Origin of the sequence: uncultured Intestinimonas sp. (assembly GCF_944387725.1) — a bacterium.
Classification (GTDB): Bacteria; Bacillota; Clostridia; order Oscillospirales; family Oscillospiraceae; genus Intestinimonas.
Map to the genome: position 1 here is coordinate 74,662 of NZ_CALXGA010000003.1, position 7,404 is coordinate 82,065.

Genomic DNA, 7,404 nt, shown 5'->3' on the forward strand with positions numbered 1-7,404 from the left:
CCTTTATGAAACGCCTGTCCGCTCTGCTGCTCTCCGCCGCCCTGCTGGGGACCCCCTGGGCCGGGGCGGCGGGAGGCCCACCCGCCGTCTCCGCCGCCTCCGCCATTCTGGTGGACGCCGGGAGCGGCCGGGTCCTCTATGAGAAGGACGCCCACACCCCCCGGCTCATTGCCAGCACCACCAAGCTCCTCACCGCCCTGGTGGCGGCGGAATCGGTGACCGACCTCCAGAGGACCGTCACCGTCCAGCGGGAAGATACCCTCGCTGAGGGCTCCTCCATGTATCTGAAGGTGGGGGAGGAGGTGACGGTGGAGGCCCTGCTCTACGGCCTGCTGCTCCAGTCCGGCAACGACGCCGCCCTGGCCCTGGCCCGGATCTGCGCCGGGGATGTGGATGCCTTTGTGGCGCGGATGAACGAGAAGGCCCGGGCGCTGGGCATGGCGGACAGCCATTTCGCCAACCCCGACGGCCTGGACGCGGAGGGCCACTACTCCACCGCCGCCGATATGGCCAAGCTGGCCATAGCCTGCATGGATAACGAGCTGGTGGCCAAGATTACGGCCACCCGGAGCATCACCCTGGGGACGCGCACCTTTGTCAACCACAACAAGCTCCTGGCCCAGTACGAGGGCTGCGTGGGCATGAAGACAGGCTACACCCAGGCGGCGGGGCGGACCCTGGTGTCCGCCGCCCGGCGGGAGGGCCAGCTCTTGGTCTGTGTCACCCTCAACGACCCTGACGACTGGCGGGACCACGCCAGTCTCTTCAACTACGGCTTTGGGACCTATCCCCGGCAGCTCCTGGCCGCCCCCAACCAGGTGCTGGGAGCGGTGGCGGTGGAGGGGGCCCTGGTGCCCCTGGTCCCGGTGCGGACGGTGGACGAGGTCTGGTATCCCCTGGCAGAGGGGGAGGAGGTCCAATGGGCGCTGACCCTCCCGGACCGGGTTTCCGCCCCGGTGGCGGCAGACGTCCCCGCCGGCGCTCTGACCTTTTTCCTGGAGGGGGAGCCGGTGGGGGAGACCCGCCTGGCCTTCTGCGCCTCCGTCTGCCGGGACGCGGCGGGGGAGGCCGGGCTGTGGGAGCGGCTTCTGGAGCTCCTGCCCGGATAGCGTTCTGTTTCGGGGGCGCGGCAGAGGCCGCGCCCTACATAGGAGGAAGCGAGGTGCCTCTGGATGGAGGAACGCCTGCAAAAGCTGCTCTCCGCTGCGGGAGTCTGCTCCCGCCGGAGGGCGGAGGACTACATTGAGGCCGGCCGGGTCACGGTCAACGGCCGGGTGGCCGGACTGGGGGACAAGGCCGACCTGAGCCGGGACACTGTGGCCCTGGACGGGGTGGAGCTGGGACCTGTCCCGGAGCCGGTCTACCTGATGCTCAACAAGCCACGGGGCTTTGTCTCCACCCTCTCCGATGAGCAGGGGAGGAGGACCGCGGCCGGGCTGGTGGCCGGCTGCGGCGTCCGGGTGTGGCCCGTGGGCCGGCTGGATCTGGACTCCGAAGGGCTGCTGCTTTTCACCAACGACGGCGCCCTGACCCATAAGCTCCTCCACCCCAGCCATGAGGTGGATAAGCAGTATCTGGTGCTGGTCACCGGAGACATCGATGCCGCGCTGCCCCTTCTCTCCGGCCCCATGGAGCTGGACGAGGTGGCCCTGGCCCCTGCCCAAGTGGACCGGCTGGGTCCCAACCTCCTCTCTGTCATCATCCACGAGGGCCGAAACCGGCAGGTCCGGCGCATGTGCGCCCAGGCCGGCCTCACCGTCAAGGCCCTCCGCCGGGTCCGGGAGGGGAACATTCAACTGGGCGGCCTCAAGCTGGGGACCTGGCGCTTCCTTACAGAGGAAGAGGTGGAACAGCTCCGCCGGATATAAAATTTGCGGCTGGAAAACTTTTTCTTGCAGAATTGTCCTTGCTTTTCCAGGCGTTTCCCGCTATGATGATAAGGTATAGCCGGGTCCCGTTCCGGCGCACCCGGCCCTCCCTGGGTCGGACCAATGAACAAGCAGAGGAAGAGAAACGGCTTGAGCGAACAAAACAGGAGCATTGTGGTCATCGGCGGGGGCGCCGCGGGGATGCTCGCGGCGCTGACTGCTGCCCGGCTGGGGGCGGAGGTCACCCTGCTGGAGCGCAACCAGAAGGTGGGGCGGAAGCTCTATATCACCGGCAAGGGCCGGTGCAACCTCACCAACAACTGCACTGTGGCGGAATTTCTGGACAACGTCCCCCGGAACGGCCGCTTTCTCACCAGCGCCGTCACCCGATTTCCCCCCGCCGCCGTCCAGACCTTCTTCACGGACCTGGGGGTCCCCCTGAAGACGGAGCGGGGGAACCGGGTCTTTCCCCGGTCCGACCGGGCCGCCGACGTGGTGGACGCCCTTTTCTTCGCCCTGCGCCGGAGCCAGGTGTCCCTGGTTCAGGACCGGGCGGCGCACATTCTGACGCAGGCGGGAGGGGTCACCGGCGTCCAGGGGGAGCGGGGGCGCTACGCCGCCGGACAGGTGATCCTGGCCACCGGCGGGGTCTCCTATCCCCTCACCGGCTCCACCGGGGACGGCTACGCCATGGCCGCCGGACTGGGCCACACCATCCTGCCCCCCAGGCCCTCCCTGGTGCCCTTGGAGGCGGAGGGGGAGGACTGCCCCAGGATGCAGGGTCTCTCCCTGCGGAATGTGGTCCTGAAGGTGAAAAACCGCAAGGGCAAGGCGGTCTTCCAGGAGCAGGGGGAGCTCCTCTTCACCCACTTTGGCCTCTCCGGTCCCCTGGTCCTCAGCGCCAGCGCCCACATGCGGGACTTCGAGAAGGACCACTATACCGCCGTCATCGACCTCAAGCCGGCCCTGGACGAGGCCGCCCTGGACGCCCGGCTGGTGCGGGAGCTCACCGGCCAGCCCAACCGGGCCTTTCACAACGTGCTGGAGACCCTGGAGCCCCGGCTGCTGGTCCCCATCCTGGCGGAGCGCTCAGGCATCCCGCCGGACACCCCGGCCAACGCCGTCACCCGGGCCCAGCGCAGGCGGCTGCTGGAACTTCTCAAGGGTCTGGCGTTCTCAATCGCCGGCCCCCGGCCCGTCCAGGACGCCATTGTCACCAGCGGCGGAGTCAAGGTGTCGGAGGTGGACCCCCATACCATGGGCTCCAAGCTGGTACAGGGACTTTACTTTGCGGGGGAGCTGCTGGATGTGGACGCCTACACCGGGGGCTTCAACCTCCAGATCGCCTGGTCCACCGGCCGGGCGGCCGGGGAGGCCGCCGCCCTGGCCGTTGAAACCAGCCGGCATATCCAGCCGGAAGCACCTTCAGCCCCTGAATGACGCAATTTTCCTGGCAATTTATTTGGATTTCCGCTTTTTAAACCGGCCCTGGCCGTCTCCTGCGGGAGAGAAAGAGCAGAATCACTGTGGGAGGCATACAAAAATGGGTTTTCAGAGCATCGCCATTGACGGGCCCGCCGGAGCGGGCAAGAGCACCCTGGCCAGACGGCTGGCCGGGGCTTTGGGTTTTCTCTATGTGGACACTGGGGCCATCTATCGGACCCTGGGCCTCTTCGCCCTGCGCAGCGGCGTGGACCCGGCGGACCCGGCGGCCATGGAGGCGCTCCTGCCCCGGATCTCCCTCCGCATTGATTACGGGCCCGACGGGGGGCAGCATATGTTTCTGGGCCAGGAGGATGTGACCCAGGCCATCCGTTTACCGGAGGTCTCCCGGGCCTCCTCCGCCGTGTCGGCCATCCCGGCGGTACGGGCCTATCTGCTGGAGATGCAGCGGGGGCTGGCCGGGAGCCGCAACGTGGTCATGGACGGCCGGGACATCGGGACGGTAGTGCTGCCCCAGGCCGATGTGAAGGTCTTCCTCACCGCCAGTCCTGAGGCCAGGGCCCAGCGCCGCTACGCCGAGCTGTCTGCCCGGGGGACGCCCCAGGACTACGCCGCCGTCCTGGCCGATATGATAGAGCGGGATCGAAAGGACACCACCCGCGCCGCCGCCCCTCTCCGCCAGGCGGAGGACGCCGTTTTGGTGGACACCACCCATCTGGACCTGGAGGAGAGCTTTCACGCTCTGCTGGATGCCGTCAAAAGGGAGCTGAAAGCATGAGAACCTTTTACGCCGTGATATACGCCATTGTCTTTCCCTTCTTTAACCTGGTGCACCCCAACCGGACCATCGGGCGGGAGCACATCCCGGAGGGGGGGGCACTGGTGTGCAGCAACCACACGGCACTGTCCGACCCTGTCTTCCTGGCCTTTGCCCTCCAGCGCAAGAATCAAATCCGGCCCATGGCCAAGGCGGAGCTCCTTCGCATCCCGTTTCTAGGCTGGATTTTGAAGCACATCGGCGTCTTTGGGGTGGAGCGGGGCAAGTCCGACGTGGCAGCTATCAAGCACGCCATGAAGCTTCTGAAGGAGGGGGAAAAGGTCCTGCTCTTTCCCGAGGGACACCGGCTCCACCAGGGCCAGGCGGGCCAGGGCGAGGGCAAGAACGGCGCCGCCATGCTGGCGGTGCGGTGCGGGGTGCCCATCCTGCCGATCTATGTGCCGGAGAAAAAGCACTGGTTCCGCAAGACCACTATCGTCATTGGGGAGCCCTACCGCCCCCAGGTGTCCTCCCGGAAGGGCACCATGGAGGAGTACGACGCCATCACCGCCGATTTGATGGAGCGCATCCGCGCCCTGGGGGAGCAGGCGGGATGAGAAAGGTGACCTTGGCCAAATCCGCCGGCTTCTGCTACGGCGTGAAGCGGGCGGTGGACCTGGCCGGACAGGCGGTGGAGCAGGGGAGGGTCTATCTGCTGGGGCCGGTTATCCACAACGACAATGTGGTGGCGGAGCTGGAGCGAAAGGGGGCTGTTCTGGTCCGCCGTGTGGAGGAGGTACCCCCGGGGGCTCGGGTGATTCTCCGCTCCCACGGGGAGGCCCGGGCGGTGTACGAGGCCCTGGAGGCAAAGGGTTGTCAGGTGGTGGATACCGCCTGCCCCAACGTCACCCGCATTCACCGGCTGGTGGAGCGGGCCGAGGCCGCGGGGCGGCAGCCGGTGATCATCGGCGCACCGGACCACCCGGAGATCGCCGCCATCGCCGGCTGGTGCCGCCATCCCGTGGTGCTGCCGGACGCCAAAGCCTTTGGCCAATGGCTGGAAGACGGCCCAGAGCGCCGGGAAAAACCCCTGACTCTGGTTTCTCAGACCACCTCTACCCGAGAAATTTGGGAGGCCGTCATAGAAAAAGCAAAAAAAGAGTGTACAAACGCCGAAATTTTTGATACAATATGTAGTGCTACGTATATGCGGCAATCGGAGGCTCAGGAGCTGGCGGCCCAGTCCGACGCCATGATCGTCGTTGGGGACCGCAAGAGCTCCAACACCCGGCGCCTGGCCGAGCTGTGCCGAATACGCTGCCCTCTGGTCCTTGCGGTCGAGGGGGCGGAAGCGCTGGAGCCGGCCTCCCTTGGGGGGGCAGCTTCCATCGGAATCACCGCGGGGGCATCGACGCCCGGGTGGATAATAAAGGAGGTCTATGACAAAATGAGCGACGAAATCATGGAGATCGAGGAATCCTTCGCGGATCTGCTGGAGAAATCGATCAAGACTTTAAATACAGGAGAGAAGGTAACCGGCGTAGTGACAGAGATCACCCCCACGGAAATCTATGTGGACCTGGGCACCAAGCACGCGGGCTACATCCCTGTATCCGAGCTCAGCGACGACCCCACCGCCAAGGTGGAGGACATCGTGAAGGTGGGCGATGAGATCGAGACCTACGTTATGCGGGTCAACGACGCCGAGGGCGTGGTCACCCTGTCCAAGAAGCGGCTGGACACGGTGAAGAGCTGGGACGAGGTGGAGCAGGCCAAGGAGGAAGGCACCATCGTGGAGGGCGTCATCACCGAGGAGAACAAGGGCGGCGTGGTGGCCTCTGTCAAGGGGGTCCGCGTCTTTATCCCCGCCTCTCAGACGGGCCTGCCCCGGAACGCACCCATGAGCGAGCTGGTGAAGAAGAAGGTCCGCCTGAAGATCACCGAGGTCAACCGGGCACGCCGCCGGGTGGTGGGCTCTATCCGGGCCGTGGAGCAGGCCGAGCGGGCGGAGAAAGCCGCCAAGGTCTGGGCCGAGATTGAGAACGGCAAGCGCTATCAGGGCGTGGTGAAGTCCCTGACTTCCTACGGCGCCTTTGTGGACATCGGCGGCGTGGACGGCATGGTCCACATCTCCGAGCTCTCCTGGAGCCGCATCAAGCACCCCTCCGAGGTGGTCAGCGTGGGCGACCCCGTGGAGGTGTATGTCATCTCCTTCGACCCGGAGAAGAAGAAGATCTCTCTGGGTATGAAGGACCGGAGCCAGGACCCCTGGACTGTCTTCACCGGGAAGTACAGCGTGGGCGACACCGCCAACGTGAGAATCGTCAAGCTGATGACCTTCGGCGCCTTCGCCGAGATCGTCCCAGGCGTGGACGGCCTCATCCACATCTCCCAGATTGCCGACCACCGCATCGACAAGCCCAGCGACGTGCTCAAAGAGGGCGACATGGTGGATGTGAAGATCATTGACATCGACACGGAGAACCAGAAGGTCTCCCTGTCCATCCGCGCCCTGCTGGAGGACCCCACGGAGGAGCCCCAGGAGGACGTGGAAGACTGATATTTGGCCTGATTTGATGAAAATGTCCCGTTTCCTCAGAGGAAACGGGACATTTTTTATGAATATTTCCAATGGGATGTCCCGTTTTCGACTTGCGAATTCTGCTAAAATGGTTTATAATAAACTCATTGGGAGCATTTGTCAAGTTATTTTTTCGGTCAGGGAGGTGGCCATCATGTTTCAGGTAGGAGATAAAATCGTTCATCCGATGCATGGTGCCGGTGTGGTAGAGAGCATCGTCACCAAAAAGGTCAACGGCGTCGTCCGGGAATACTATATCCTGAAGATCCCGGTGGGGGGGATGCTGGTCATGGTCCCCACCGAAAACTGCGAGGAGATCGGCGTCCGTCCCATTGTGGGGAAGGAGGAGGCCGACCGCCTCATCGCCGCCATGTCGGACATCCAGGTGGATATGACCCAGAACTGGAACCAGCGCTACCGGGAGAATATGCTCCGCATCAAGAGCGGGGATCTCCTGGAGGTGGCCAAGGTGGTGAAAGGGCTCATGCTCCGGGAGGGAGACCGGGGCCTGTCTACCGGAGAGCGGAAGATGCTCCACTCCGCCAAGCAGATTCTGATCTCTGAGCTGGTCTTGTCCCAGGGCGCCAGCTACGAGGACGTGGAGGCCCGCATCAATAACGCCCTGACCTGAGCTCATCCGCTGGCATTGGTACAAAAGGAGCCGGAAGGCTCCTTTTTGGTGAAAGACCTGCTAATAAAAGTCAAGTAGAAATTTCAGATTTTTAGGGAGGCGAAAAAATGCAATACAAAATCAA

Annotated in this window: 7 protein-coding genes; all 7 read left to right on the forward strand. The window is 64.5% G+C overall.

The features are described from left to right. Window positions 1-5 precede the first annotated feature (5 nt). Entirely contained in the window at window positions 6-1,109 is a 1,104-nt protein-coding gene (locus Q0K09_RS01115) for a D-alanyl-D-alanine carboxypeptidase family protein (protein WP_294471814.1), read from the forward strand. Between the two features lie 63 nt (window positions 1,110-1,172). Beyond that, window positions 1,173-1,868, forward strand: a complete 696-nt coding sequence (locus Q0K09_RS01120) for a pseudouridine synthase (protein ID WP_294471816.1) — start codon at window positions 1,173-1,175, stop codon at window positions 1,866-1,868. 150 nt (window positions 1,869-2,018) lie between these two features. After that, window positions 2,019-3,308, forward strand: coding sequence for an NAD(P)/FAD-dependent oxidoreductase (locus tag Q0K09_RS01125; protein ID WP_294471818.1), 1,290 nt, complete (start codon window positions 2,019-2,021; stop codon window positions 3,306-3,308). A 103-nt stretch (window positions 3,309-3,411) separates the two neighbouring features. Then, window positions 3,412-4,089, forward strand: a complete 678-nt coding sequence (gene cmk / locus Q0K09_RS01130) for a (d)CMP kinase (protein WP_294471820.1) — start codon at window positions 3,412-3,414, stop codon at window positions 4,087-4,089. After that, entirely contained in the window at window positions 4,086-4,685 is a 600-nt protein-coding gene (locus Q0K09_RS01135) for a lysophospholipid acyltransferase family protein (protein WP_294471821.1), read from the forward strand. The genes cmk and Q0K09_RS01135 overlap by 4 nt, the downstream gene beginning before the upstream one ends. Beyond that, window positions 4,682-6,628, forward strand: coding sequence for a bifunctional 4-hydroxy-3-methylbut-2-enyl diphosphate reductase/30S ribosomal protein S1 (locus tag Q0K09_RS01140; RefSeq protein ID WP_294471822.1), 1,947 nt, complete (start codon window positions 4,682-4,684; stop codon window positions 6,626-6,628). The genes Q0K09_RS01135 and Q0K09_RS01140 overlap by 4 nt, the downstream gene beginning before the upstream one ends. A gap of 175 nt (window positions 6,629-6,803) precedes the next feature. Continuing rightward, window positions 6,804-7,280: a CarD family transcriptional regulator gene (locus tag Q0K09_RS01145; RefSeq protein WP_294471828.1), complete on the forward strand. Its 477-nt coding sequence runs from the start codon at window positions 6,804-6,806 to the stop codon at window positions 7,278-7,280. The last annotated feature ends 124 nt before the right edge of the window (window positions 7,281-7,404 follow it).